Source organism: Rhizobium beringeri (genome assembly GCF_004306515.1).
Classification (GTDB): Bacteria; Pseudomonadota; Alphaproteobacteria; order Rhizobiales; family Rhizobiaceae; genus Rhizobium; species Rhizobium beringeri.
This window is the reverse complement of the sequence record NZ_SILG01000001.1, coordinates 4,260,202-4,283,795: the sequence shown is the minus strand read 5'-3', so window position 1 is coordinate 4,283,795 and position 23,594 is coordinate 4,260,202. Positions and strand designations below refer to the sequence as shown.

At 60.8% G+C, this 23,594-nt stretch carries 25 protein-coding genes and 1 tRNA gene; 9 read left to right on the top strand and 17 right to left on the bottom strand.

Features of this window, described 5'->3' with window-relative positions; all coding sequences use genetic code 11:
- Window positions 1-122: 122 nt before the first annotated feature.
- Window positions 123-500 (top strand): winged helix-turn-helix domain-containing protein, encoded by a 378-nt coding sequence (locus tag ELH03_RS21310; protein ID WP_130766610.1) that lies wholly within the window; start codon window positions 123-125, stop codon window positions 498-500.
- On the opposite strand, the gene modC is transcribed toward ELH03_RS21310, so the two are convergent.
- The 7 genes from modC to obgE form a co-directional block, all read right to left on the bottom strand.
- The gene (gene modC, locus ELH03_RS21305) at window positions 501-1,568 is read right to left on the bottom strand and encodes a molybdenum ABC transporter ATP-binding protein (RefSeq protein ID WP_128400637.1); all 1,068 of its coding nucleotides are present in this window, start codon (window positions 1,566-1,568) and stop codon (window positions 501-503) included.
- The gene (gene modB / locus ELH03_RS21300; RefSeq protein ID WP_130766609.1) at window positions 1,565-2,266 is read right to left on the bottom strand and encodes a molybdate ABC transporter permease subunit; all 702 of its coding nucleotides are present in this window, start codon (window positions 2,264-2,266) and stop codon (window positions 1,565-1,567) included. The genes modC and modB overlap by 4 nt, the downstream gene beginning before the upstream one ends.
- Before the next feature lie 126 nt (window positions 2,267-2,392).
- On the bottom strand, window positions 2,393-3,184 hold the full coding sequence (modA, locus tag ELH03_RS21295) for a molybdate ABC transporter substrate-binding protein (RefSeq protein ID WP_130766608.1): 792 nt from the start codon (window positions 3,182-3,184) through the stop codon (window positions 2,393-2,395).
- A gap of 527 nt (window positions 3,185-3,711) precedes the next feature.
- A complete protein-coding gene (locus tag ELH03_RS21290) occupies window positions 3,712-4,311 on the bottom strand; it encodes a nicotinate-nucleotide adenylyltransferase (protein ID WP_233942491.1) in 600 nt (199 codons plus the stop codon).
- 37 nt (window positions 4,312-4,348) lie between these two features.
- Window positions 4,349-5,632 (bottom strand): glutamate-5-semialdehyde dehydrogenase, encoded by a 1,284-nt coding sequence (locus ELH03_RS21285; protein ID WP_128400642.1) that lies wholly within the window; start codon window positions 5,630-5,632, stop codon window positions 4,349-4,351.
- Complete coding sequence (proB, locus tag ELH03_RS21280) at window positions 5,625-6,794, bottom strand: glutamate 5-kinase (protein ID WP_018448363.1); 1,170 nt, start codon at window positions 6,792-6,794, stop codon at window positions 5,625-5,627. Before proB ends, ELH03_RS21285 begins: the two co-directional genes overlap by 8 nt.
- Window positions 6,781-7,863: a GTPase ObgE gene (obgE, locus tag ELH03_RS21275; protein WP_018448362.1), complete on the bottom strand. Its 1,083-nt coding sequence runs from the start codon at window positions 7,861-7,863 to the stop codon at window positions 6,781-6,783. The genes proB and obgE overlap by 14 nt, the downstream gene beginning before the upstream one ends.
- An 84-nt stretch (window positions 7,864-7,947) precedes the next feature.
- Here obgE and ELH03_RS21270 point away from each other — a divergent pair, with 84 nt between their 5' ends.
- Window positions 7,948-8,814, top strand: a complete 867-nt coding sequence (locus tag ELH03_RS21270; RefSeq protein WP_130766607.1) for an endonuclease/exonuclease/phosphatase family protein — start codon at window positions 7,948-7,950, stop codon at window positions 8,812-8,814.
- Between the two features lie 37 nt (window positions 8,815-8,851).
- Here the strand turns inward: ELH03_RS21270 and ELH03_RS21265 are convergent, their stop codons facing one another.
- The 4 genes from ELH03_RS21265 to rplU form a co-directional block, all read right to left on the bottom strand.
- Entirely contained in the window at window positions 8,852-9,439 is a 588-nt protein-coding gene (locus ELH03_RS21265) for a GNAT family N-acetyltransferase (protein ID WP_018448360.1), read from the bottom strand.
- Window positions 9,436-10,092 carry a GNAT family N-acetyltransferase gene (locus ELH03_RS21260; RefSeq protein ID WP_026230979.1) on the bottom strand — a complete coding sequence of 219 codons (657 nt, stop codon included), beginning with the start codon at window positions 10,090-10,092 and terminating at the stop codon, window positions 9,436-9,438. The genes ELH03_RS21265 and ELH03_RS21260 overlap by 4 nt, the downstream gene beginning before the upstream one ends.
- Before the next feature lie 126 nt (window positions 10,093-10,218).
- A complete protein-coding gene (rpmA, locus tag ELH03_RS21255; RefSeq protein ID WP_003543909.1) occupies window positions 10,219-10,488 on the bottom strand; it encodes a 50S ribosomal protein L27 in 270 nt (89 codons plus the stop codon).
- A 34-nt stretch (window positions 10,489-10,522) separates the two neighbouring features.
- Entirely contained in the window at window positions 10,523-10,840 is a 318-nt protein-coding gene (gene rplU / locus ELH03_RS21250) for a 50S ribosomal protein L21 (RefSeq protein ID WP_003543907.1), read from the bottom strand.
- A 304-nt stretch (window positions 10,841-11,144) separates the two neighbouring features.
- Between rplU and ELH03_RS21245 the strand changes: the two genes are divergently transcribed.
- Window positions 11,145-11,234, top strand: a tRNA-Ser gene (locus ELH03_RS21245).
- 33 nt (window positions 11,235-11,267) lie between these two features.
- On the opposite strand, the gene ELH03_RS21240 is transcribed toward ELH03_RS21245, so the two are convergent.
- The 3 genes from ELH03_RS21240 to ELH03_RS21230 form a co-directional block, all read right to left on the bottom strand.
- Window positions 11,268-12,020 carry an NYN domain-containing protein gene (locus ELH03_RS21240; protein ID WP_018448358.1) on the bottom strand — a complete coding sequence of 251 codons (753 nt, stop codon included), beginning with the start codon at window positions 12,018-12,020 and terminating at the stop codon, window positions 11,268-11,270.
- Between the two features lie 156 nt (window positions 12,021-12,176).
- The gene (locus ELH03_RS21235) at window positions 12,177-12,737 is read right to left on the bottom strand and encodes a DsbA family protein (protein ID WP_018448357.1); all 561 of its coding nucleotides are present in this window, start codon (window positions 12,735-12,737) and stop codon (window positions 12,177-12,179) included.
- 34 nt (window positions 12,738-12,771) lie between these two features.
- Window positions 12,772-14,208 (bottom strand): DUF6880 family protein, encoded by a 1,437-nt coding sequence (locus tag ELH03_RS21230; RefSeq protein ID WP_018448356.1) that lies wholly within the window; start codon window positions 14,206-14,208, stop codon window positions 12,772-12,774.
- Between the two features lie 199 nt (window positions 14,209-14,407).
- Here ELH03_RS21230 and ELH03_RS21225 point away from each other — a divergent pair, with 199 nt between their 5' ends.
- Window positions 14,408-14,662: a DUF2934 domain-containing protein gene (locus tag ELH03_RS21225; RefSeq protein WP_018448355.1), complete on the top strand. Its 255-nt coding sequence runs from the start codon at window positions 14,408-14,410 to the stop codon at window positions 14,660-14,662.
- Window positions 14,663-14,695: 33 nt separating this feature from the next.
- Here ELH03_RS21225 and ELH03_RS21220 read toward each other — a convergent pair whose 3' ends face one another.
- Both ELH03_RS21220 and ELH03_RS21215 read right to left on the bottom strand, forming a co-directional pair.
- Window positions 14,696-15,265 carry a GNAT family N-acetyltransferase gene (locus ELH03_RS21220; RefSeq protein ID WP_018448354.1) on the bottom strand — a complete coding sequence of 190 codons (570 nt, stop codon included), beginning with the start codon at window positions 15,263-15,265 and terminating at the stop codon, window positions 14,696-14,698.
- Between the two features lie 161 nt (window positions 15,266-15,426).
- On the bottom strand, window positions 15,427-16,071 hold the full coding sequence (locus ELH03_RS21215) for a ThuA domain-containing protein (protein ID WP_018448353.1): 645 nt from the start codon (window positions 16,069-16,071) through the stop codon (window positions 15,427-15,429).
- Window positions 16,072-16,335: 264 nt separating this feature from the next.
- Here ELH03_RS21215 and galE point away from each other — a divergent pair, with 264 nt between their 5' ends.
- Together galE and ELH03_RS21205 are read left to right on the top strand one after the other, a co-directional pair.
- Window positions 16,336-17,319, top strand: a complete 984-nt coding sequence (gene galE / locus ELH03_RS21210; RefSeq protein WP_018448352.1) for a UDP-glucose 4-epimerase GalE — start codon at window positions 16,336-16,338, stop codon at window positions 17,317-17,319.
- Window positions 17,297-18,856, top strand: coding sequence for an alkaline phosphatase family protein (locus ELH03_RS21205; protein WP_128410392.1), 1,560 nt, complete (start codon window positions 17,297-17,299; stop codon window positions 18,854-18,856). Before galE ends, ELH03_RS21205 begins: the two co-directional genes overlap by 23 nt.
- A gap of 132 nt (window positions 18,857-18,988) precedes the next feature.
- Here ELH03_RS21205 and ELH03_RS21200 read toward each other — a convergent pair whose 3' ends face one another.
- Window positions 18,989-19,486, bottom strand: a complete 498-nt coding sequence (locus tag ELH03_RS21200; RefSeq protein ID WP_026230978.1) for a DUF1993 domain-containing protein — start codon at window positions 19,484-19,486, stop codon at window positions 18,989-18,991.
- A 373-nt stretch (window positions 19,487-19,859) separates the two neighbouring features.
- Between ELH03_RS21200 and ELH03_RS21195 the strand changes: the two genes are divergently transcribed.
- From ELH03_RS21195 to ELH03_RS21185, 3 genes are all read left to right on the top strand, one after another.
- Window positions 19,860-20,789 carry a sugar ABC transporter substrate-binding protein gene (locus ELH03_RS21195; RefSeq protein WP_026230977.1) on the top strand — a complete coding sequence of 310 codons (930 nt, stop codon included), beginning with the start codon at window positions 19,860-19,862 and terminating at the stop codon, window positions 20,787-20,789.
- Between the two features lie 69 nt (window positions 20,790-20,858).
- Entirely contained in the window at window positions 20,859-22,400 is a 1,542-nt protein-coding gene (locus ELH03_RS21190; protein ID WP_018448348.1) for a sugar ABC transporter ATP-binding protein, read from the top strand.
- Window positions 22,401-22,434: 34 nt separating this feature from the next.
- The gene (locus ELH03_RS21185) at window positions 22,435-23,460 is read left to right on the top strand and encodes an ABC transporter permease (protein WP_011653996.1); all 1,026 of its coding nucleotides are present in this window, start codon (window positions 22,435-22,437) and stop codon (window positions 23,458-23,460) included.
- Window positions 23,461-23,594: the final 134 nt, after the last annotated feature.

The window sequence follows — 23,594 nt, the reverse complement described above, 5'->3', positions numbered from 1 at the left end:
TCGAAAATCCGATCTGCCGTTCGAATTGAAGTATTTGACTGCTCGGGGCGGCCTCGTGCGGGCGGTGTACAGTTTCCATGCCGCAGCGTAAAGTGCGGCAAATTCCACGATCTCTGGATTGAATGACCGACTCAGCCGCAAAAACACTCGTGCCCGTCCTGCGAATCAGCTTCCCGGATGAGGATCGCCTCGGCCATGGCAAGATGGAACTGCTGGAGCATATCCGCCAGACTGGATCGATCTCGGCGGCGGGGCGGGCGATGGACATGTCCTATCGGCGGGCATGGTTGCTGGTCAGCGAGATGAACCGGATGTTTAACGAACAGGTGGTGGAATCGCAGCGCGGCGGGCAGAAGGGCGGCGGTGCGGCGCTGACGCCGTTCGGTGAGGAATTGCTCGCGCGTTTCCGCCGGATGGAAAGGACGATGCGCACGAGCCTTGCCGAAGATCTCGCCTGGCTCGAGGGCAAGCGCAACCTGCAGCAGGGCGAGCGCAGCTGATCAAGCCTCCAGGGCAACTGTCTTGATGACGGCGAAGACCGCTCTTCCCGGTCGAAGATCCAGACGCTCGCAGGACAGTGTCGTGATCCGGGAAAGAATGATATCGCCGCCGCAATCGAGCCGGATTTCCACCGTTCCGTCCTCGGTCGACGACATCGCTTCTATCCTTGCTTCCAGGATATTCAGCGCGCTAAGCCCCTCGGGCCTTGCGGTCGCCAGCATGACATCGCGGGAGGGAATGCGGATGCGGACCGATTTGCCGGGCGCAAGGGCCGCGCCCGGAATATGGAGCCGACAGGATTTCAGCGCGACTGTCGATAGACGGTGACGCGCATCGAAGCTTTCCACCGTGCCTTCCAGCAGTGCGCCCGCCTCGCGCCGGTCGGAGGCAGCGGAGGGGCGGCTCAATATGTCGATAGCGGGGCCTGTCGCTTCCACCTTGCCGTCGCGCATGACGACGACCTGGTTTGCCAGCCGCGCCACCTCGGCGATCGAATGGCTGACATAGACGATCGGGATGTCGGTTTCGTCGCGCAATCGCTGGAGATAAGGCAGGATCTCGGCCTTGCGCGCATCATCGAGGGCGGCGAGCGGCTCGTCCATCAACAGCAGGCGGGGCGAGGAGAGAAGCGCGCGGCCGATGGCGACGCGCTGCTTCTCGCCGCCTGAGAGTTTCGAGGGGCTGCGCTCCAGCAGCGTCTCGATGCCGAGCAGGTCGACGATGCGGTCGAAGCTCTCGCCGTGTTCCGTTTTCGCCGCGAACCAGCGGCCATAGGAGAGATTGGCGCGAATGCTGAGATGCGGGAAAAGCCGGGCCTCCTGGAAGACATAACCGAAGCGGCGGCGATGTTTCGGGACGAAGATGCCGGTTTCGGTTTCGGTCAGGGGCTCGCCGTCGAGAACGACGCGGCCTTCGTCCGGGTGGGCGAGGCCGGCGATGATGCGGATCATCGAGGTCTTGCCGGAGCCGGAGCGGCCGAACAGCGCGGTAACGCCGCGCTCGGAGGTGAAGGCGGCATCGAGCGAAAAGGCGCCGAGCCTCTGTTTTGCCTCGACGATCAGCGTCATTCCAGGTCGATCCTCCGGCCGGCGAGACGGGCGAGGAATTCGGAGGCGAGCAGGGCGGTCATGGAAATGACGACGGCGACGAGCGTCAGGCGGAGCGCACCGGCATCGCCGCCCGGCACCTGGGTGAAGGTGTAGATCGCCGACGACAGCGTCTGGGTTTCGCCGGGAATGTTGGAAACGAACGTGATCGTCGCGCCGAATTCGCCCATCGCCTTGGCAAAAGAAAGGATCATGCCGGCGATGATGCCGGGCAGGGTCAGCGGCAGGGTGATCGTCAGGAAGACCCAGACAGGGCCGGCGCCGAGCGTTCCGGCCGCCTCTTCCAGCTTGCGGTCGACCGCCTCGAGCGACAGGCGGATGCTACGCACCATCAGCGGAAAGGCCATGACGGCGCCAGCCAGCGCAGCACCCGTCCAGCGGAAGGAGAGAACAATGCCGAAATACTGGTCGAGCAGGCTGCCGATCGGACCGCGGCGGCCGAACAGGATGAGGAGAAGAAAACCGGTGACGACCGGAGGCAGGATCAATGGCAGATGAACGACGCCATTCAGCACCGATTTGCCCCAGAAGCGGCCGCGGGCAAGTAGGAGGGCGACGAGGATGCCGAAGGGCAGGCTCGCCAGCATGGCGACAATCGAGACGCGCAGGCTGAGCAGGATCGCCGTCCATTCCTCATTGCTCAAGCCCAACATATCCAAATGCAGCGGTCTCCCTGGAAAATCGAAGGCTCGCCGAGGCGTGCCTCCACGCTAAGCTGCGGCCGACGATTCCGCAATCATTTCAGCCCTTCAATCCCTTGAGGCCCAGATCATTTCAGGCCTCGATTATTTCAGGATGGTGAAACCCTGGGCCGTGAAGAAGGCGGCGGCCTTGTCGGATTTCAGGAAGTCGAGATAGGCTGATGCATCCGGGTTCTTGCTCTCGGCGAGGATTGCGATCGGATAGATGATCGGCGGGTGGGAATCGGCGGGGAATGTGCCGACGATGGCGACACCCTTATCGGCCGCGGCATCCGTCTGATAGACGATGCCATAAGGCGCTTCGCCACGCGCGACGAGGGCAAGGGCGGCGCGCACGCTTTCGGCGCCGGCGACCTTGGTTTCGACCGATTTCCAGACGCCGAGCTTTTCGAGCGCCGCCATACCGTATTTGCCGGCCGGAACGGATTTTGGCTCACCCATGGCAAGCTTGCCGTCACCCAGAAGTCCGGCGAGATTGAAGCCTTGCTTGATCTCGACGGGTTTTGCCTTGTCCTTTTCCGCCACGAGCACAATCTTGTTGCCGAGCAGGTTGGAACGGGTATCGGCCTTGATCAGGTTCTTCTTGGCGACATAGTCCATCCAGTCGAGGTCGGCCGAGATGAAGATATCGGCAGGTGCCGCGTTTTCGATCTGCTTGGCCAGCGCGCCGCTCGCCGCATAGGAGACGACGGCGTCCTTGCCGCTTTCCTTTGTCCAGGCGGCATTGGCGGCGTCGAGCGCATCCTTGAGGCTCGCCGCCGCAAAGACGGTGAGCTTTTCGGCTGCGCCGGCAGGCGTCGAAAGCGCTGTCGCGCCAAGCCAGAGGGCCGAGATCGCAGCGGTTGCCAGTTTCATCCATTGGCGGCGGTTTTGCATGATTTGTTCCCCAGAGTTCGAAATATTGCGACGAATATAACGGGCCGTACGCTTTGGCTAGGGATATATCCAAGAAAATATAACCGCATCGGGCGCTCGCGTTCGCAGCGGCGCAATGTTCGCGCATTCGTGAGGTGCATGGCTTCCGCCGAAAGTGAGATCAGCAGGGCGAAAATACCTGGGAGTCAGTTTGCAAACCGCAAGGACTCCCGGCGACCGGAACTGGTTCCTTAATTTTTGCTAATAAAAACGGCAATGGGGAAGCCAAATTCACCTCGAGATTTGCATCCGATGCATTGCTGCAATGCACCAATCGATATTCACCTTTTTGTCGAATATGATAAAACATACTCATCGACACGGCTTCTCCTCCTCCCATAGCCGTTCGATAGGGTCGACAACACTCCTCCTCCCAGTTGTCGATCGAGTTTATAAGCCCGACGGATCTCCTCCCCCGTCGGGCTTTCTCGTTTTCGGGATATTCTGAAATCAGGCTGGCGCATGCGTCTTGCTGGGCGCGCGGCGCTCTATTCGGCGTCGCCGTGCGACGAGCCGTTGCGGATTGCCGTCGAACTCAGGCCGGAGCGCGGTCCGTGGATGAAGGTCCAGGCCGGCGCACGCTTCTTCCAGAGAACACGGGCATCATCCTCATCGACACGGGCGAAATCGAAAGTCCTGGCCATTTTTGAGGACAGGAAAGAAAGCGTCGCGCCCGGCCGATCGATCACCGCGATCGGGAAAGTGCGGGCAATCTCCTGCCATTTCTGCCATTTGTGAAAGGTCTGCAGGCTGTCGGCGCCCATGATCCAGATGAAATGCACATGCGGATTGCGCGCCTTGACGCGGGCAAGCGTGTTGGCGGTGTAGCTGACGCCGAACGCCTGTTCGAAGGCGGTGACCTTGATGCGGGGATCGGGGGCAACACGCTCGCTTTCGGCAATGCGCTCGGCAAGCGGGGCAAGCTGGTTGCGGCTCTTCAGCGGATTGCCGGGTGTGACCATCCACCAGAGTTGGTCGAGGCCGAGCCGCTTGATGGCGATTTCAGCAACGAGCGCATGGCCCTGATGCGGCGGATTGAACGAACCGCCGAACAGACCGACGACCATGCCGCGCTCGCTGTGCGGCATGCGGAGATAATGCCGGTCCACATTCTCGGTCGTCACCTCAGGGCCGCGTCTGTCCGGCACCGTGCACCCGATATTTAAAAGAGGTGAGCTGTTCGACACCGACGGGGCCACGGGCATGCATCTTGCCGGTGGCGATGCCGATTTCCGCACCCATGCCGAACTCGCCGCCATCGGCAAACTGCGTCGAGGCGTTGTGCAGCAGGATCGCCGAATCGACTTCGGTGAAGAAGCGCGCGACGACGTCAGGGTCCTCGGCGATGACCGCCTCGGTGTGGTTGGAGGAATATGTCTGGATATGGGCGATGGCGCCCGATATGCCGTCGACGACGGCGACCGAAATGATCGCGTCGAGATATTCGGTCGACCAGTCCTCTTCGGTCGCGGGCTTCATGCCGGGTGCGACCTTCAGCACCGTTGCCGAAGCACGGATTTCGCAGCCGGCCTCCGTCAGAACCTCGAGCAGCGGCGTCAGATGCGTGCCGATCGCGGCACCATCGACGAGCAGGGTTTCGGCCGCGCCGCAGATGCCGGTGCGACGCATCTTGGCGTTGACGACGATCTTTTTCGCCATTTCGATATCGGCCGAGGCATCGACATAGATGTGGCAAAGGCCTTCGAGATGGGCAAAAACCGGCACGCGGGCCTCGCTCTGCACGCGAGCAACCAGGCTCTTGCCGCCGCGCGGCACGATGACGTCGATCGCGCCGTCAAGGCCACGCAGCATGGCGCCAACGGCGGCGCGGTCGGTGACCGGCACGAGCTGGATAGCATGCTCTGGAAGTCCCGCCGTCTTCAGGCCCTCGACCAGGCAGGCATGGATAGCCTGCGATGAACGGCGCGAATCCGAGCCGCAACGCAGGATGACGGCATTGCCCGCCTTGAGGCAGAGGGCGCCGGCATCCGCGGTGACGTTCGGCCGGCTTTCGAAGATCACGCCGATGACGCCGAGCGGTGTGCGGACGCGCTCGATCTTCAGCCCGTTCGGCCGGTCCCAGGCAGCGATGACTTCGCCGACCGGATCGGCAAGGGCGGCGATGGCGCGGATTCCCTCGGCCATTTCGGCGACGCGCTTGTCGTTCAGCGTCAGCCGGTCGACGAAGGAAGCGAGCATCTCGGTGCCTTCGATGTCCTTCAGGTCCTTGGCGTTCTCGGCAAGAATATGCGCCTTGTTCGCCAGGATCGCATCGGCCATGGCGTTCAGCGCGCTGTTCTTGGCCTCAGTGGACGCAAAGCTCAGCGGTCGTGCGGCAGCCCTTGCCTTGCGGCCGATGTCGTTCATCAGCACGTCAATGTCAGGGCTTGGCGCAACGGTATCAAGCATAGCTCGCGTCCTTCTTCTGCCTTTCCGATTTCGAACCGATCTGCGCGGTCATCACCATGTCGTCGCGATGGACCATGGCGGCGCGTCCGGCATAACCGAGGATGGCCTCGATCTCCGCCGACTTGCGGCCGGCAATCCGACGGGCGTCGTCGGCATCGTAGCTTACCAGGCCGCGGGCGATCTCGCGGCCGGCCGGGCCGATGATCGCCACCGTATCGCCGCGGCTGAAGAGGCCGGAAATGCTGCGTACGCCGGCGGGAAGCAGGCTCTTGCCGGCCCCGAGTGCAACGACGGCGCCGTCATCGACATGCAGTTCGCCGGCCGGCTGCAGCTGTCCGGCAATCCAGGTTTTGCGGGCGGTAACGGGCGTGCCCGATGGCGCGAACCAGGAGGAACGCGCGCCGTTTTCGATCGCCGACAGAGGATTGTCGGTCTTGCCGGAGGCGATGATCATGGCGCAGCCTGATGCCGTCGCGATCTTGCCGGCATCGATCTTGGTGCGCATGCCGCCGCGCGAAAGCTCGGAGGCCGCACCTCCGGCCATCGCCTCGATCTCGGGGGTGATTTCGGCAATCGTTTCCAGGAACGTCGCGTTCGCATCGAGATGCGGCGGCGCGGTGTAGAGGCCGTCGATATCGGAGAGAAGGATGAGCAGATCGGCGCCGGTCATCGTCGCAACACGGGCGGCCAGGCGGTCGTTGTCGCCATAACGGATCTCGCTGGTGGCGACGGTGTCGTTCTCGTTGATGATCGGCACGGCGCCGATCTTCAGGAGCTGATTGATGGTGGCGCGCGCATTGAGATAGCGGCGGCGCTCCTCGGTATCGCCGAGCGTCAGCAGGATCTGCCCGGCGACGATCTCGTCGCGCGACAGGCTTTCCGACCAGGCGCGTGCCAGCGCAATCTGGCCGACGGCGGCCGCCGCCTGGCTTTCCTCCAGCTTCAGCGCCCCCGAGGGCAGGTCGAGCACCGAGCGGCCGAGCGCGATTGCGCCCGAGGAGACGACGAGCACGTCGATGCCCTTGGCCTTCAGGCCGGAGATATCGGCGCACATGGCGTCAAGCCAGGCCTTCTTCAGCCCGGCCTTGCGGTCGACCAGAAGCGCGGATCCGATCTTGATGACGATGCGACGGTAGCGGCCAAGCGGCTTACGGCTGGTCATCGTCCTCGCCCTTATCCTCATCGATGACGACCATGTCGCGATGGCGAAGCTTCGGCACCTTGGCCGGCTTCTCCTCGGTATTGGCTTCGACGATGATGTCGCGGAGTGCGCGCAGCACCTCGGTCATGCCCTTGCCGGTGACGGCCGAAATCTGGAACGGCGTCTTGCCGCAGGCCTTGGCCAATTCCTTGGTCTTCTTCTTCAGTTCGGCATCGTCGAGCACGTCGATCTGCGACAGCGCCACGATCTCCGCCTTGTCGGTCAGCTCATTTCCGTAGGCTTCGAGCTCGTGTTTCACCGTCTTATACGCCTTGCCGACCTTTTCCTCCTGGGCGGAGATGAGGTGGAGCAGCACGCGGGTGCGCTCGACATGGCCGAGGAAACGGTCGCCGATGCCGACCCCTTCATGGGCGCCTTCGATCAGGCCCGGAATGTCGGCGAGGATGAATTCGCGTTCGTCGATGGTGGCGACGCCGAGATTGGGATGCAGCGTGGTGAAGGGATAGTTGGCGATCTTCGGCCGGGCGCGAGTGACGGCAGCCAGGAAGGTCGACTTGCCGGCATTGGGCAGGCCGACGAGGCCGGCATCGGCAATCAGCTTCAGGTGCAGCCAGATGGTCTTTTCCTCGCCGGGCAGACCGGGATTGGCCCAATCCGGCGCCTGATTGACCGAAGTCTTGAAATGGGCGTTGCCGAAGCCGCCATTGCCGCCATGGGCGAGACAGTAACGCTGGCCTTCGACGGTCAGGTCGCAGATCAGCGTTTCCTGATCTTCCTCGAAGATCTGGGTGCCCACGGGAACCTTGAGCGTCACATCGCTTCCATTGGCGCCGGTGCGGTTCCTGCCCATGCCATGGGTGCCGATCGTCGCCTTGAAATGCTGCTGATAGCGGAAATCGATCAGCGTGTTCAGGCCGTTGACAGCCTCGACCCAGACGTCGCCGCCGCGTCCGCCATCACCGCCATCCGGGCCGCCGAACTCGATGAATTTCTCGCGTCGGAAGGAAACGCTGCCGCCGCCGCCGTCCCCGGACTTGATATAGACCTTTGCTTCGTCGAGAAATTTCATTTTACTTCCAATATTCAGTGGCAGTTGGACGGCCCGTCTTGGCCCATTCGATATAGGCGGTTCCGACGGAGGTCAAAGATTATCGTGAATTTTGCGAGCTATAACATACAGTACGGCTTCGGTCTCGACGGCAGATACGATCTGGCGCGCATTGCCCGGAGCCTCGAGGGAGCCGATGTCATCGCGCTGCAGGAGGTGACTCGCGGCTTCTCCCGCAACGGTTTTGCCGACATGGTGGCCGATGTTGCGGCCTTCTTTCCCGACTATTTCTGGGTGTATGGGCCAGCCTGCGACATGCATGTCGAAGCGGCCAAAGGCGGGCTCCAGCCGGTGCCGGGCACCCGTTTTCAGTTCGGCAACATGGTGCTGTCGCGCTGGCCGATCGTCTCGACCCGGACGCTGCTTCTGCCGCGCAGCCGGACGATCGGCAAGATCAACCTGCAGCGCGCCGCAACCGAGGCGGTAATCGACGCACCCGGCGGTGCGATCCGCGTCTATTCCGTACATCTCGACCATGTCTCCGCCGACGAGCGCATCCGCCAACTGCAATTCTTGAACGCGCGTATCAATGCCTTCGTCCAGGAGGGTGGGTCGCTGACGGGGGGTGGCGAATTCGATCTGCCGGAGCCGCCGCTGCCGGAGGATTACGTGATCATGGGCGATTTCAACCTGGAGCGGGAATCGCCGGAATATTGCGCGCTTGCCGGGGCTGGCGGCGGATACTACGGCCGCGTGGCGAGGATCGGCACGCCGGTGGACGCCTTTGCGGCGCTCGAGGCCTATCGCCCGGGGAGCTACAGCTGGATGGATCCTGAGGATCACGGCAAACGCATGCATCTCGATTATTGTTTCGTCAGTTGTGGCCTGCAGAGCCAATTGAAATCCGCCCGGATCGACACGCGGTCCGTCGGTTCCGACCATTTCCCTCTATGGGTCGAGATCGGCGATTGATGGAGACGCCGCCAGTGCGGCGACGTCTCGAGTTTGATCAGGCAACCTTCCGCGGCTGCAGCATGCCCGGCTGCAGCACGGTTTCGATGTGCGACACCATGGTGTTGCGGGCGAAACAATAGATTTCGCCGCAACCCGTCATGTGGAAACCGAGCTTCTCCTGCAGTCGCAGCGAAGCCGGGTTGTCGGCGAAGACGCCAGAATGGATCGGCGTCTCCGGCATGCGGCGCGAGAAGCGCTCGATGATGGCCGCCACCGCCTCGCTCATATAGCCGCGCCGCCAGTAATAGCGGTTCAGCCAGTAGCCGAGGTGCCAGCGGCCGTGGCGCAGCTCGATCGAGACGTTGCCGATATGGACATCGTCCTTATCGGTGATCGCCAGCGGCCAGTCGGGCAGGGTGCCCGAGGTGACCGGGATCAGCCAGTCCAGCGCATCCTGCCGGTCGAACGGCGCGGGTACGCGGGACAGCATGCGCGTGACCGCGAAATCGGAGAGCGATTCCGCGATCGCAGGCGCATCGCTCAGCCTGTGGGGGCGGAGCGTCAGCCGGGCGGTCGAGATGACAGGCGCGGGGCCGGGCATCATCGGCTTGACCTCAGGCCTTTGCAGCGCAGTCGTGCTCATGCGATGTTCCCCCAGCTTCGGAGGGACATCCAAGTCTTGCGGTCGAGCCTGTACCATTCGACCGGCACGTTGCTGCCGAGCGCCAGCGAGGCGGCGAGTCCCGATCCCTGGAACTGGAAGCCGCACTTCTGGATGACGCGGCGCGAGGCGACATTCATTACCCGGCAACGGGCATCGATCTGATCGACGTCCTGACGGGTTCTGAACACCATATCGACCAGGGCATGGCAGGCCTCGGTCGTATAACCCTTGTTCCAATAGGGCTCGCCCAGCCAGTAACCGATCTCGACGGTTCTGCCGTCCGCATGCGGCTCGACGCCGCAGCAGCCGATAAAGGCGCCGTTTTCGGCCTTGGTGATCGCATAGACGCACTTGCCAATATCGCCATTTTTCGTGCGACGCACGAAGTCAGCAGCATCATTGGCGGTATAAGGGTGCGGCATACGCGATACCATGGTGGCGACTTTGGCGTTGTTGGCGAGATGGGCAAGGGCGTCGATGTCTTCTTCGTGGGGCGCGCGCATGACGAGCCTTTCCGATAACAAGACAGGGCAATCGGTCCTTAACCGTTCCGGCCTCAGCCGTTCTTCGGAAGACCGCTGGTCTTCCCGGGGAGACCGTGATTGGTCTGCCCTTAACAATTCGCCTTGCATGGTTCAGTCCTCCTTGAGGGGTAAAGAAAAAGGGGAGATGGCGCCCCATCTCCCCTGTTTTCTAGACTGAACCTGATACGGCCAGCCGGGTCGATGAGACGCCGGCTGTTTTTGAGCGCTACCGGCTTATTCCGCTGCTTCCGCTTTCGGCATGACAGACACGTAGACGCGACCGTTGGCCTTCGTTCGGTAGTTCACATTGCCGGCGGTAAGCGCAAAAATCGTGTGATCCTTGCCGAGGCCGACGTTGGAACCCGGATGCCACTCAGTACCGCGCTGACGCACGATGATGTTGCCTGCAATGACGGCTTCGCCGCCGAACTTCTTCACGCCAAGGCGCTTGGACTGAGAATCGCGACCGTTGCGCGATGAACCGCCAGCTTTTTTGTGTGCCATTGGAGTTCTCCTTTAAAACCTTGTCCCGTTGATCTTACTTGGCAGCCACGATGTCCGTGATACGGACGACCGTGTGATGCTGACGATGGCCGCGCGAACGCTTCGAATTCTGACGACGGCGCTTCTTGAAGGCGATGACCTTCTTGCCGCGGTTCTGTTCGACGACTTCTGCCTTGACAGAGGCGCCGGTTACGAAGGGCGCACCGATCGCAGCGTCGGCGCCTTCGCCGATCACGAGCACTTCGGTGAATTCAATGGAGTCGCCAGCGGTGGCTTCCAGCTTTTCGATGGTCAGCACGTCGTTGGCCGCCACACGGTACTGTTTACCGCCGGTCTTGATGACTGCGAACATTTTTTATCCTTTCATGTTCGTTCCAGCGCTCCCCGCTAATCCAGCAGGTGGCTGTCTTTTTATCAGTCGAAGTTAAGCAGGGATTTCAGAGGTCTAATCCTCGAACTCTTCCTGCCGGTGAAGCCCCGCGCGAGCGCGGGATTGCCAAGGCGCGGATTTCTCCAAACCTATTGCGCAGCCGAGATACGCGAGTGACAAAAAGGTGTCAAGGCAAAAGGATGGAATGCTTCGACTTTTCGGCTTGCCAGCCTGTCATTTGCCCGTTATGAGAACGCCCGCGCCGAACAAGCGCCGACCAGACCGCGGAGAGGTGGCAGAGTGGTCGAATGCACCGCACTCGAAATGCGGCATACCTGCAAGGGTATCGTGGGTTCAAATCCCACCCTCTCCGCCATAAGCTGCATTGCCCATACCGAAGACATACGAGCTAGGTCTTCTTCTTCGAGCCTGACTGTTTGACCCGGATCCGCAATGGTTTACCCTCAAGTTGATCGACGTCAAAAGCGTTCGTTTTCCGCACCAGATCGCTAAGCTTGCGAAAACCGTATGTTCTCGGATCAAAGTCCGACGCCAGATTTGCGAGCCGTGCCCCAACCGCACCGAGCGGCACCCATCCATCCTCACTCTCCATCTGAGCGATAACTTTCTTGATAATGGGTGTGGCGGCGCTCGGTTGCCGGAGAGATGTTGGCGCCTGGATGGGCTCGACCCCATTTGACGCGACAGTCGGCAGCAGGTTTTCGGTGTAGATAAATCTACGACAGGCCTGTCGAAAACTTTCCGGTGTCTTTTGCTCACCAAATCCAAAGACATCGACTCCCTGCTCGCGGATCCGCGCAGCAAGCCGCGTGAAATCGCTGTCCGAAGAAACCAGGCAGAAGCCGTCGAAGCGTCCGCTGTGCAGCAGATCCATCGCGTCGATCACGAGGGTAATGTCGGAGGCATTCTTGCCGGTCGTATAGGCAAACTGCTGCTGTGGAATGATCGCATGCTTTGCGAGCACATTGGTCCAGGCCTGCGAGCGCGCGCTTGCGAAGTCGCCATAGATCCGGCGAACGCTTGCCTCACCAATCTTCGCGATCTCTTCGAACAGACCATCAGCGATCTTGGCAGAGGCGTTGTCGGCATCGATCAGGACGGCAAGGCGTGGGGAACGCAGTTCAGCCGGTAGTAGCGCCATCGCATTATCCAATCGCCCAAAGGTTCATTGCCTAGAGATTAGTGCCAAAAACGGAAAGTGTTACTCATGCCTCCGGTACAAACGTCTCCTATCTCCCAGGTCGGACAACTGAGGCATATCAGCGTTTGTAATTTTTGGACGCCGGCCTAACTGGCGTCAATTGCCCAGCGCCTTCTTCACCCAGACTCGAACCTCGTCGCCGCTGCTCATGTCGGGCTGCACCAGCCCGTCGATCATGAAGGTCGGCGAGACGTGGATGCCGTTTTGCCGGGCATATTTGCAGTGCCATTTGATCTCCCGGTCGAGATCCGGGATGGCGAAGGCTTCCTTCAGCCTGACGCCGCTGTAGCCCTCCAGGCGCTCGATGATCTGGTTCGGCGTCACATCCATATTTGGGCCGCCGGCATGGCGTTCAAACTCGAACTCCTCGCGATGGGCGGCAATGGCAGCCATCACTTTCCTTGCTGTCTGCTTGCCGCCTTCCAGCGTTGAGGCTGCGATGATGCAGCGGACGAGGACGCCGGAATACATGTGCCAAGGTTGCGACTGCAGGCGGATCTTCACGGTGATCTTGTCTTCGCCCGCCTGGTTAAGCAGTTCGTCGAGCTTGTTGAACGCTCTGACCGAGTAAGGGCAAGTCGGCTCCAGAAAGGCTTCGAAGATGCGGGCTCCTTTGCCCCAGGTCAGCGGATCGGCGTGCCAGGCGGTGGTCGTCATGGAATTCCTCCGAAGGTGAGATATCTGAAGCGACTTAGGTCACCAGGCTCCAGAAGCCATGCTTCTTGCCGTGCCGACGTTGGAGTTCCGCGACATAGACGTCATGGGAGCTTGTGTTGCCAAAGTCATCGATATGAGGCGCAAAGGATGCACAGTCCGCCAGATGTCTCGCCGCATGCTTATAGCGGCCGGACCGGCCGCTATCGAGCGCGAAATCGATCATGGAGCGCAAGACAATGGTTGCCGCGAGCGGATGTTTCTCCGCCAGAGCTTCGGCCGCCAGCGTCATCAGCTCATAGAGATTGCCATCCAGTTCCGCCTTCCTGCTCACTACAAGTTTTGCCGCCTCGGTAAGCGCCGGCCAGTTGAGAAAAAACGCAAGTGCCTGGTGGATATCAGGAAAGGCCCGGACATAGACAAATGCCTTCTCCTCGGCCTCAAGATCGTCGAAATCCGGCAGCCGCTTGAGGAAAGCCTTGAGGTGCGCCCCATGCAGCGACTGTTCGAAACATGTCCATCTATAGGTCTGTGCCTCCTCTGCGCGCCCCAGGGCCTCGAGCGTCTCGACGCGCGCCAGCTGCCATTCGAATGGCATGTCGGCCTGACCTGTCGAATCGACCTTACTCAGCACTTCAAGTGCTTCCTTCGCCCGGCCGCCCGAGACCAGACGATTGGCGATGTCGGCCGCAATCATCGGCATCTTGCGCGTTTTCTCGGATTGCTGAGCGATGTAGGCATCAACATCGCCCTGGGCGTCGGCAATTTCCTGCAAGGCTATGCGCACCGTCAGATCGCGCTGAGTGCCATAGATCTCATCTTCGTAAAGGGGGCCTGCGCTGCCCCAGCCGATGATCTCGCGCTTGTCCTCCGCCGGCTTGTCTTTCGGCTCCTTGGACCATTCGACGAAGAGGGTCTTCAAGCAATCGAGACCATCCTTGCCGAGAGCTGGCGCCATCGCCGCAATCAGCTTGTCATACTGGCCGTAACCATCGTCTTGCACAGCTTTGAACACCTTCTCGGCCAGGACATTGGAGTCGATCCTGGCGGACGCGGCGATTGCGGCAGCATCCGCGCAAGCCTGATGAAAACTTTGGATGACAGAACCGCTGCTCTCCTTGGATCTCTCAAAGATCGAATTCGCCAGGGCGAGGAACTGCCATATCAGTTCGAAAGCCTCCTGGGGATCATCGGCGGCAACCGTCTCTGTGATCGTCTTGCGCTGCGTTTCCAGGTCGCTCTTCAGCGTTTTCACTTTGCGCCAGTTGATGAGGGTGCGAGCGCGGGCAATGCTGGCAAGCCGCTTTCGCACCTCGCGCGCCACCTCGGCGCTGCCGTGATTGCCGGCAAGCTCCATTCGAAGCCGTCGCTTGTGGGCAGCACTGCCCATGCTGATCTCGACCAGCAGCTCGGCAAGGCGCTGCGCACCAAGGGATTCAAGATTCTTCGCATTGAGTGTTGTCTTGGCTGCCATCGGTCATCGCTGTCGTTTCTGCGATGACCCTACCCTGCAGGCGGTACGAGGCCAAGGTCCGGTAATGTGTGCACGGGATAATCCTCTGCGCCTCCCTATTAGCTAAAAACTAACGCTGCCTCGTAACGACTCCTAAAGTCGGTTTTGGCACCTTGTTGCTTGTCGAATATTGCTTCCAAATTTCTCGCTGGGGTTGATTATGAGTCATAATAAAGACGCCTGGGTCAGCCAGCGCGCTTATTCACTATGGGAATCGGAAGGCAGGCCGGATGGGCGTGGGGAAAGCCATTGGGCGCAGGCGCTGAGGGAGTTCGAACAGCTGGAGCTGACGAAGGCCTCGCCAGATGGAAACGATCTCATCGAGAAGCTGAAGGCAGCCGGGCGGCTGATGCGGATCTATGACGAGGCGGCGCCCGCCGTCGAGAACGACCGGCAGATCAAAGCGGCTCGTTAGACCGTGTGGCCACTCCCCCGAGTGCCGAAATATTCAGCGGCATTCCAGACGGACCACAGGTCTTGCCGGCAGGCGTCTTGCCACTTCGACAAAACCGGCATCCAGAAACATCGATAGCGTTCCCGGATAGAGCTCGGCTCCGTTCGAAGCACGGGCTGCCTGATCGACAGGGTAGGCTTCGAGACATTCGGCGCCGTTCGCGCTTGCGAATTCAACGGCGTGTTTCAATAACAATCGCGACAGGCCCTGCCGCCGGAACGGCTTGCGGACGATGAAGCAATTGATCGACCAGACCGGCCTGTCATCGACCGGCGCAAAGGGTTTTGAACGGCGCAGCCGATCGAATACGGCGCGTGGCGCGACACCGCACCATCCGGCCGGTTCATTCTCGTGATAGCCGAGAATGCCGGGCGGGCGCGGTTCGGCGACGAGGCTTCGGAACCAATTGCGATTTCCCTCGCCCCATCCTGCCTTGTAGTCGGCATTGGGAAGATACCAGTAGGCGCAGCGACAATTCCGGCCGTCGGCGCAATCGTCGAAGACCGCTTCTATATCGGCCTGGCGGTCGGCGGTGGCGGGGAAGAAAGAGAAGCCATCCTGCATCCGGGCAAATTATGGCGCAGGCGGACAGCCGGCAAGCGGTGGCCCATGTCGGCCGATCAGGCGAGGCTGCCCTCCAGCTTGAAATGCTCATTCTTTAGCGGCCGACGTCGCCCGGCTGTCGCCGCCGGTCGGCATTCCCCTCCAGGCGGCTCGTCCTGACGCTACTGGCGAGCGGCCCAGCTCAGGCCCCGCCGCAGGATGAGCGGCATATAGGGATGGTCGAATTCGGCTGCGACATGGCCGAGGGCGGAATAGAAGATGCGACCGGCACCGAAATGGCGCTTGAAGACGACGGGCATCACGACATTGCGGGCTGCCGGATCGTAGGCGCCGGTGAAGGTGGTGGTCGCAAGGATTTCGACTGTGGGATCATAATGGAGGTAATATTGCTCCGAACGATAGTCGAAGTCCGGAATGCCCTCCATGACGGGATCGTCCTGGCGGGTGACGGCGACGCGGAAGTCGATGATGTTGCCGGGATGAGCGACCCAGGTGACGCCGGAGACATAACGGAAAGGGGCGCTTTCCTTGAAGGACGTGGCGAGTGCGCCGTGATGGCCAGCAAGCCCTAGCCCGCCGCGCACCGCTTCGACCAGGGCAGCGGCATGAGGCTTTTCCAGCGTTTCGCCGGTAATGATTGGCACCAGCAGATCGGCCTTCGCCAGCGTCGGAGATCCGAACACGCCGAGATCGCCGGTTACCTCGACGGTAAAGTCGTCCTCGCGCAGGAGGTCGGCGACGATATCGGCACATTGCTCCGGTTCGTGACCTTGCCAGCCGCCCCAAACGACCAATGCCTTCCTCATTCGCGCTCTCCCTGCCTGATGGCTGCAGACCGTTGATCATCACATGTGGTGCAAGCCCCTTAGATCGGGCCGTTATGCAAATCACGCGAATAATTCATGTTTCTTCCTGATCCGGCACAAATGCACGGGTGGCGGATCGCGCCCGGTCGAGCGGGGATCGGCATTTGACGTATTGTCTGTTGACGCCGATCGCAGTTCCTTCTTTTTATTGACGTGTATCTCGTCTAGGTTTCTCTCATCTCTCGTGAACAATAAGGGTGGTGCATGGCAGGTGAAACGGTTCTTGTCGTCGGCGGCGCCGGCTATATCGGCTCGCATACGTGCCTCGACCTGGCGAACAAGGGCTATACGCCTGTCGTCTTCGATAATTTTTCGAACGGTCATCGCGAGTTCGTCAAATGGGGGCCGGCCGAGGAAGGCGATATTCGCGATCGCGCCCGGCTGGATGAAGTGCTGGCCAAGCACAAGCCGGCGGCGATCCTGCATTTCGCGGCGCTGATCGAAGTCGGCGAATCGGTCAAGGATCCGGTTTCCTTCTACGAGAACAATGTGATCGGCACTTTGACGCTGCTTTCGGCGGCGCAAGCGGCCGGCATCAACGCCTTCGTCTTTTCCTCCACCTGCGCCACTTACGGCCTGCCGCAGAGCGTGCCGCTCGACGAGACGCATCGGCAGGTGCCGATCAATCCCTACGGGCGAACGAAATATATCGTCGAACAGGCGCTTGCCGATTACGATCAGTACAGGAGCCTGCGCTCGGTGGTGCTGCGCTATTTCAATGCGGCCGGCGCTGATTTCGAGGGCCGGATCGGCGAATGGCACCAGCCGGAAACGCATGCGATACCCCTGGCGATCGACGCGGCACTCGGCCGCCGCCAGGGTTTCAAGGTGTTCGGCAGCGATTACGAGACACGCGACGGCACCTGTGTGCGCGACTATATCCACGTGCTGGATCTTGCCGATGCGCATGTACGCGCCGTCGAATATCTGCTGAAGGGCGGTGATTCCGTCGCGCTCAACCTCGGAACCGGCACCGGCACGACGGTCAAGGAATTGCTCGGCGCCATCGAGGAGGTGTCGAACCTGCCTTTCCCGGTCGAATATATCGGCCGGCGCGAAGGCGATTCGCATACGCTGGTCGCCAATAACGACAAGGCGCGCGACGTGCTCGGCTGGGTACCGCAGTATGATCTGTCTGAGATCATCCGCTCCGCCTGGGACTGGCATGCAAAATCCAACCAGCATTGAGCCAACCAGCATCGAGAAAGCGCGTCGGCCGAACATCCTGCTGATCACGGCGGATCAGTGGCGCGGCGATTGCCTGTCGGCTGTCGGTCATGCCTGTGTAAAGACGCCGGGTGTCGATGCGCTGGCGCGGGAAGGCACGCTCTTCCGGCGGCACTATGCCGGCGCGGCACCCTGCTCACCGGCGCGGACCACGCTCTATACCGGTCTCTATCAAATGAACCACCGGGTCTGCCGCAACGGTTCGCCGCTCGATGCTCGCTTCGACAATCTGGCGCTGGCGGCCCGGCGGGTGGGATACGACCCGACGCTGTTCGGCTACACGGATACGGCGCCCGATCCGCGCGGGATGGATGCCGGCGATCCGCATCTGACGACCTACGAAGGCGTGCTGCCGGGTTTTACGGCCCGCCAGCTTCTGCCCGAGCACGAAAGGCAGTGGCTCTCCTGGCTCAGGTCTCGCGGCCATGCCGATGCCGTCAGCCGTGATATCCATATTCCTGTCGGCATGGAAGCAGGAGAAATTTCAAATGCGGCGCCAGCCTATGCGCGCGACGAGACCCAGACGGCTTTCCTGGCCGGCGAGTTCATTCGCTGGGTGGGCGAACAGGACAGGCCGTGGTTCGCGCATGTCTCCTTCTTGCGTCCGCATCCGCCATTCTCCGTGCCGGAGCCGTTCAACCGAATGTTCAAGCCGGGGGACGGACCGGTTTTTGCACGCGCGGCAAACTGCGAAGCCGAACAGGACAGTCATCCCTACCTCGCCTATGCCATGCCACGCTCCGACAAAGGCAACTTCATCCACGGTGCAGCGGGGCGGCTCAGCGGCTGGAACGGTGAGGACTTTGCTGCCATCCGGGCGATCTATTACGGCATGATATCAGAGGTCGATGCGCAGCTCGGCCGTATCTGGCAGGCCCTCAAGGATGCGGGCGCCTGGGACGATACGCTTGTTGTCTTCACCTCCGACCACGCCGAGATGGCGGGCGATCACTGGACGCTCGGCAAGGGCGGCTTCTTCGACGGCAGCTACCATATTCCGCTTGTCATTCGCGATCCCGCAAGCAGTGCTGCGGGTGGGGTCGTCGACAAATTCACCAGTGCTGCTGATATTTTTCCGACACTTTGCCAAAGGCTCGGCATCGACGCGAAGAACGGGCTCGACGGCCGGTCGCTCATGCCGTTTGTCAGGGGTGGGAGCGGACAGGGCTGGCGGGACGCGGCATTCTGGGAATTCGATTTCCGAGACATTGCGTATGGCGAGGCCGAGCGGCATTTCCGGCTGCGGTCCAACGAATGCAATCTCGCGGTGATCCGCGACGCGCGGTTCAAATATGTGCATTTTACCGCATTGCCGCCGCTGCTCTTCAATCTTGCCGATGATCCGATGGAGCTCGACAATGTCGCGGCGGATCCGGCCTATGCGGCGATACGGCTCGACTATGCCGAGAAGCTGCTGTCGCTCCGAGCACGGCATCTCGATCAGACACTCGCCTATACCGAACTGACGGAAAGAGGGCCGGTGACGCACCGGCCCTGATATTACAGCGCCGCGCGTCTCTTTCAGACGCGCAAAGGACGCTGTAACACTTTGAATCGCTGCATAATTTTATCCTTAAATCGATTCCGATTTAAGGAATTATGCAGTGGTCTAGCCGAGCCGAACTAGGGTTCAGCCGAGATAATCGCGCTTGCCGATCGGAGCACCCTGGCTACGCAGGATGGCGTGGGCCGTCGCGACGTGGAAATAGAAGTTCGGCAGGGCGAAGGTGGCGATATATTCGTCACCCGGCAGCACGATACCACTCTTTCCCGGCAGGGTGATCTGGCGGGTTTCTGTGCCTTCCAGTGCTTGCGTGGAGAAACCGGCGAGATAGGCTTCGGTCTTTGCCAGGCGCTCACGCAGGTCGTCGAACGTCGTTTCGTTATCCTCGAATTTCGGGGCGTCGGTCGCCGTCAGGCGGGCGAGCGCAAATTTGGCGGTGTCGCTGGCGCGCTGATACTGGCCGGAGAGCGGCAGCATGTCGGGCGCAAGGCGAGCGGCGACCAATATGGTAGGATCAATATTCTTTTCCTTCGCATAGGCTTCGGCCTTGTCGAGGTAGGTTTTCAGGCTGGCGAGGCCGCGCTGGAACATCGGAACGGTAAGGCGATACATCGAAATGGACATCTGTCCTGTCTCCAAAATCTTCAAATGATTGGGTCGCGGCGAGAGGTCGAAGGCGTCTGCGGCCGTGAGCCTGTCTTCGACCCTGCATAGATGGATGCTCGTTTCGTCTTTCACAACACCGACACTGCGGGCGTTGGTCCTGAAGTCCGCATGGCATTGCGCTCTCATCCATATCTTGCCGCCGCTAAAGATACTTGACGCCGTTCCCAGAAAATGGAATGAATATTCCGCAGAACGGATTTGACGGTTTGTTTGTTCCGTTTTGTAAAGCGCCGCGGGAGAGGTGGCGCGGGGAATTGCGGCTTCAGAGCAAATGCCTGGAGCTCCGGCGTGAGGAGGGTGCAGCCGGGCACCGCTTTGTGGAGGAAGTAAAATGAAAAAGTTTATCCTAGGCACTGCGATGGCGCTCGTCATGTCGACGGCGGCTCACGCGGAAACGGTCGGCGTCTCGATGGCGAAGTTCGACGACAATTTCCTGACGGTTCTGCGCAACGGCATGACCGATTACGCAAAAACACTCAGCGGTGTGACGCTGCAGGTCGAAGACGCACAGAACGACGTTTCCAAGCAGCAGAGCCAGATCCAGAATTTCATCGCCTCCAAGGTCGATGCAATCATCGTCAACCCTGTCGACACCGATGCGACCACGGCAATGTCGAAGCTTGCGGCCGATGCCGGCATTCCGCTGGTTTACGTCAACCGTCAGCCGGTCAACGTCGACACGCTGCCGGAGAAGCAGGCCTTCGTCGCTTCCAACGAGCAGGAATCCGGCACGCTGGAAACCAAGGAGATCTGCCGTATTCTCGGCGGCAAGGGCAAGGCCGTCGTCATCATGGGCGAGCTCTCCAACCAGGCTGCGCGCATGCGGACCCAGGACGTTCATGACGTCATCAAGACGGATGAATGCAAGGGTCTGGAGATCGTCGAAGAGCAGACGGCGAACTGGGACCGTACCCAGGGCGCCGACCTGATGACCAACTGGCTCTCCAGCGGCATCGAATTCGACGCCGTGATCTCCAACAACGACGAAATGGCGATCGGCGCCATCCAGGCGCTGAAGGCAGCCGGCAAGGATATGACCAAGGTTGTCGTCGGCGGCGTCGACGCCACGCAGGACGCGCTTGCCGCCATGCAGGCGGGTGATCTCGACGTCACGGTGTTCCAGGATGCCGCCGGCCAGGGCAAGGGCTCGCTCGATGCAGCGCTCAAGCTCGCCAAGGGCGAAAAGATCGAAAAGAAGGTCTACATTCCCTTCCAGCTCGTGACGCCTGCCAACGTCAAGGACTTCGTCACCAAGAACTGAGACGAATGCCAGACAGGATGCGGGCTTTGCCCGCATCCTTTTCGCCTACCCGTATCCGGAGGAGATGATATGGCCGTCAGCCCGACAACCATGGCCGCCGTGCGCGCGAGCGGTGCAGTTCCGAATGCGGAATATCTCTTGAGCGCCGAGGGTGTCCGCAAGGAATTTCCTGGCGTCGTCGCACTTGACGACGTGCAGTTCCGGCTGAAGCGCGCCTCCGTGCATGCGCTGATGGGCGAAAACGGCGCCGGCAAATCGACGTTGATGAAGATCCTCGCCGGCATCTACACGCCTGATAAGGGCGATATTCGCCTGAAGGGGATCGAGATCCAGCTGAAATCTCCGCTCGACGCACTGGAGAACGGCATTGCCATGATCCATCAGGAGCTGAACCTGATGCCGTTCATGACGGTCGCAGAAAATATCTGGATTCGCCGCGAACCGAAGAACCGCCTCGGTTTCATCGATCACGGCGTGATGCACCGCATGACCGAGGAACTGTTTACCCGGCTCAATATTGCCATCGATCCCGATATCGAGGTCCGGTTCCTGTCGGTCGCCAACCGGCAGATGGTCGAGATCGCCAAGGCAGTTTCCTATAATTCCGACGTGCTGATCATGGACGAGCCGACTTCGGCGCTGACGGAGCGCGAGGTCGAGCATCTTTTCCGTATTATCCGCGACCTCAAGGCCCAGGGTATCGGCATCGTCTACATCACCCACAAGATGAATGAGCTTTTCGAGATCGCCGACGAGTTCTCCGTCTTCCGTGACGGCCGATATATCGGCACGCATGCCTCGACCGACGTCACCCGCGACGACATCATCCGCATGATGGTCGGGCGCGAGATCACCCAGATGTTTCCCAAGGAAGAGGTGCCGATCGGCGAGGTCGTGCTTTCCGTCAAGGATCTGTGCCTCAACGGCGTCTTCAAGAACGTCTCCTTCGAGGTCAGGGCCGGCGAAATCCTCGGCGTGGCCGGCCTCGTCGGTTCCGGCCGGTCGAACGTCGCCGAAACACTGTTTGGCGTGACGCCGGCAAGTTCCGGCTCGATCGAGCTCTACGGCAAGCCGGTGGCCATTTCTTCGCCGACCGAGGCCATCCGCAATCGGATGGCGTTCCTGACCGAAGACCGGAAGGATACCGGCTGCCTGCTGATCCTCGATATTCTCGAGAACATGCAGATCGCCGTTTTGCAGGACAGATACGTCAAGGGCGGCTTCGTGCAGCAGGGCGCAGTCGAGGCAACCTGCGAAGACATGGCAAAAAAGCTGCGCGTGAAAACGCCCAATCTTTACGAGCGGGTGGAAAATCTTTCGGGCGGCAATCAGCAGAAGGTGCTGATCGGGCGCTGGCTGCTCACCAATCCGCGCATCCTCATCCTCGACGAGCCGACGCGTGGCATCGATGTCGGCGCCAAGGCGGAAATCCACCGGCTGGTCACGGAGATGGCGCGAGACGGTGTGGCGGTGGTGATGATCTCGTCCGAGATGCCCGAGGTTCTCGGGATGAGCGACCGCATCATGGTCATGCACGAGGGACGCGTGACCGGTTTCCTCAATCGCGATGAAGCAACGCAGATCAAGGTGATGGAGCTGGCTGCGCAGTGATGCGTTGACGGCGATCACCCAAGGGAGGTTTGACATGACTACCAAGGCAGCAGAGGGCGCGGCTCCGCTCGCAACCCGGCAAAGGCGGCGGCGCATACCGACGGAACTCAGCATTTTCCTCGTGCTCGTCGGTATCGCGCTCATCTACGAAGTGCTCGGCTGGATGTTCATCGGCCAAAGCTTCCTGATGAATTCGCAGCGTCTGACGATCATGATCCTGCAGGTCTCCGTCATCGGCATCATCGCCGTCGGCGTTACGCAGGTCATCATCACCGGCGGCATCGACCTTTCGTCGGGTTCGGTCGTCGGCATGACGGCGATGATCGCAACAAGCTTCGCCCAGTCCTCGACCTGGGGACGGGCCGTCTTTCCCTCGCTGACCGACCTGCCGGCTTTCGTGCCCATCGTCGTTGGTCTGCTGATCGGGGCCGCCGCCGGCCTCGCGAACGGCGCGCTCATCGCCTACACGAAGATCCCGCCGTTCATTGCAACGCTTGGTATGTTCGTTTCGGCCAGAGGCGTGGCGAAGTGGTATACGAAGGGACAGCCGGTTTCCGGTATCACCGAGCAGTTTCATTTCATCGGAACGAAAGCCTGGCCGGTTGTCGTCTTCCTGGTCGTGGCACTGATCTTTCACATTGCGCTACGCTATACGCGTTATGGAAAATTCACTTATGCCATCGGCGCGAACCCGCAGGCCGCGCGCGTTTCCGGCATCAACATCGAGGCGCATCTCGTCAAGGTCTATGTGATTGCCGGATTGCTTGCCGGCCTTGCCGGCATCGTCACGGCGGCCCGTGCGGAAACCGCACAGGCCAGCATGGGTGTCGGATATGAACTCGACGCGATCGCCGCGACCGTCATCGGCGGCACCTCGCTCACCGGCGGCGTCGGGCGCATCACCGGCACAGTCATCGGCACCATCATTCTCGGCGTCATGACCTCCGGTTTCACGTTCCTCAGGATCGACGCCTATTACCAGGAGATCGTCAAGGGCCTCATCATCGTCGCGGCTGTTGTCATCGATGTCTACAGACAGAAGAAGCGCCGCAAGCACTGATCTCTGGCATGTGATGGTTTTTTGCGGGAGCTTCGGCTCCCGTTTCTTTTTCAGCGCCGACGGATTTCTAAAAAAAGAAGTGGCGAATTCTGTCAGCTTTTCTATTCTGCCGCTTCATTCGCCCGCTCGGGCAG

What these genes read in the sequence shown, in the direction of transcription:
- obgE (WP_018448362.1), bottom strand. Translation starts at nt 7,863, where the DNA reads ATGAAATTTCTCGACGAAGCAAAGGTCTATATCAAGTCCGGGGACGGC.
- modA (WP_130766608.1), bottom strand. Translation starts at nt 3,184, where the DNA reads ATGCAAAACCGCCGCCAATGGATGAAACTGGCAACCGCTGCGATCTCG.
- rpmA (WP_003543909.1), bottom strand. Translation starts at nt 10,488, where the DNA reads ATGGCACACAAAAAAGCTGGCGGTTCATCGCGCAACGGTCGCGATTCT.
- ELH03_RS21310 (WP_130766610.1), top strand. Translation starts at nt 123, where the DNA reads ATGACCGACTCAGCCGCAAAAACACTCGTGCCCGTCCTGCGAATCAGC.
- ELH03_RS21200 (WP_026230978.1), bottom strand. Translation starts at nt 19,486, where the DNA reads ATGTCCATTTCGATGTATCGCCTTACCGTTCCGATGTTCCAGCGCGGC.
- ELH03_RS21220 (WP_018448354.1), bottom strand. Translation starts at nt 15,265, where the DNA reads ATGCAGGATGGCTTCTCTTTCTTCCCCGCCACCGCCGACCGCCAGGCC.
- ELH03_RS21285 (WP_128400642.1), bottom strand. Translation starts at nt 5,632, where the DNA reads ATGCTTGATACCGTTGCGCCAAGCCCTGACATTGACGTGCTGATGAAC.
- rplU (WP_003543907.1), bottom strand. Translation starts at nt 10,840, where the DNA reads ATGTTCGCAGTCATCAAGACCGGCGGTAAACAGTACCGTGTGGCGGCC.
- ELH03_RS21265 (WP_018448360.1), bottom strand. Translation starts at nt 9,439, where the DNA reads ATGAGCACGACTGCGCTGCAAAGGCCTGAGGTCAAGCCGATGATGCCC.
- ELH03_RS21290 (WP_233942491.1), bottom strand. Translation starts at nt 4,311, where the DNA reads ATGCCGCACAGCGAGCGCGGCATGGTCGTCGGTCTGTTCGGCGGTTCG.
- ELH03_RS21235 (WP_018448357.1), bottom strand. Translation starts at nt 12,737, where the DNA reads ATGACGACCACCGCCTGGCACGCCGATCCGCTGACCTGGGGCAAAGGA.
- ELH03_RS21260 (WP_026230979.1), bottom strand. Translation starts at nt 10,092, where the DNA reads ATGCAAGGCGAATTGTTAAGGGCAGACCAATCACGGTCTCCCCGGGAA.
- ELH03_RS21215 (WP_018448353.1), bottom strand. Translation starts at nt 16,071, where the DNA reads ATGAGGAAGGCATTGGTCGTTTGGGGCGGCTGGCAAGGTCACGAACCG.
- ELH03_RS21190 (WP_018448348.1), top strand. Translation starts at nt 20,859, where the DNA reads ATGGCCGTCAGCCCGACAACCATGGCCGCCGTGCGCGCGAGCGGTGCA.
- ELH03_RS21205 (WP_128410392.1), top strand. Translation starts at nt 17,297, where the DNA reads ATGCAAAATCCAACCAGCATTGAGCCAACCAGCATCGAGAAAGCGCGT.
- ELH03_RS21240 (WP_018448358.1), bottom strand. Translation starts at nt 12,020, where the DNA reads ATGGCGCTACTACCGGCTGAACTGCGTTCCCCACGCCTTGCCGTCCTG.
- galE (WP_018448352.1), top strand. Translation starts at nt 16,336, where the DNA reads ATGGCAGGTGAAACGGTTCTTGTCGTCGGCGGCGCCGGCTATATCGGC.
- ELH03_RS21225 (WP_018448355.1), top strand. Translation starts at nt 14,408, where the DNA reads ATGAGTCATAATAAAGACGCCTGGGTCAGCCAGCGCGCTTATTCACTA.
- proB (WP_018448363.1), bottom strand. Translation starts at nt 6,794, where the DNA reads ATGACCAGCCGTAAGCCGCTTGGCCGCTACCGTCGCATCGTCATCAAG.
- ELH03_RS21230 (WP_018448356.1), bottom strand. Translation starts at nt 14,208, where the DNA reads ATGGCAGCCAAGACAACACTCAATGCGAAGAATCTTGAATCCCTTGGT.
- modC (WP_128400637.1), bottom strand. Translation starts at nt 1,568, where the DNA reads ATGACGCTGATCGTCGAGGCAAAACAGAGGCTCGGCGCCTTTTCGCTC.
- ELH03_RS21185 (WP_011653996.1), top strand. Translation starts at nt 22,435, where the DNA reads ATGACTACCAAGGCAGCAGAGGGCGCGGCTCCGCTCGCAACCCGGCAA.
- ELH03_RS21195 (WP_026230977.1), top strand. Translation starts at nt 19,860, where the DNA reads ATGAAAAAGTTTATCCTAGGCACTGCGATGGCGCTCGTCATGTCGACG.